The sequence below is a fragment of the Noviherbaspirillum sp. ST9 genome (genome assembly GCF_048799745.1).
Taxonomy (GTDB): domain Bacteria; phylum Pseudomonadota; class Gammaproteobacteria; order Burkholderiales; family Burkholderiaceae_D; genus Noviherbaspirillum.
Genome location: NZ_JBLWFR010000225.1, coordinates 1 through 511 on the forward strand (window position 1 = coordinate 1; position 511 = coordinate 511).

The 511-nt window shown below is 47.0% G+C and carries 1 protein-coding gene; it reads right to left on the reverse strand.

Annotated elements, in window-relative coordinates:
* On the reverse strand, window positions 1-511 hold a 511-nt coding region (locus ACNOHI_RS25650), incomplete at both ends, for a hypothetical protein (RefSeq protein ID WP_420477543.1).

A 511-nucleotide genomic window follows, 5' to 3' on the forward strand; every position in this document is an offset into this window, starting at 1 on the left:
CTCCGCTTCAAAGGTCTGTTCGCCGCCTTCCATTTTCCACCAAAATTCAGTTCGGCCGATCCCGTTGAATAATTTATTATAATCTTCCATGCCATAAGCTGCGACGCCTAATTTGATATTGGCCACGTCCTCGTCGAAACGAGGTCCCCGCCAATACTCGTACTCCATGGCGGGGACAAAAGTTCCCGCAATACCGATCAGGTCGCCATCCAATCTTAAACGGAGGGTCAGATCCGGCCGGCCTTCTCGTTTCAATAACTCGTCGAGAAAATAATAATTCAGATTATTCTGGCGAAACAAGGAACGTCTGAAATAAGGATGTGCACAAATCGCGAAGCCCGTTTTTTTATCTGCAAAAACACCTTGTCCTAAATAGTCAAAAGCGGACAGCAGATCTTGGATATACAACAGGCCATCTTTATCTACCTCGGCCATCAGGGCCGGGTAACAGCGTTCCAAAATGCCGGGATCATAACAAGCCACAAAGGTCGAACTCAATATCTTGTAGTCG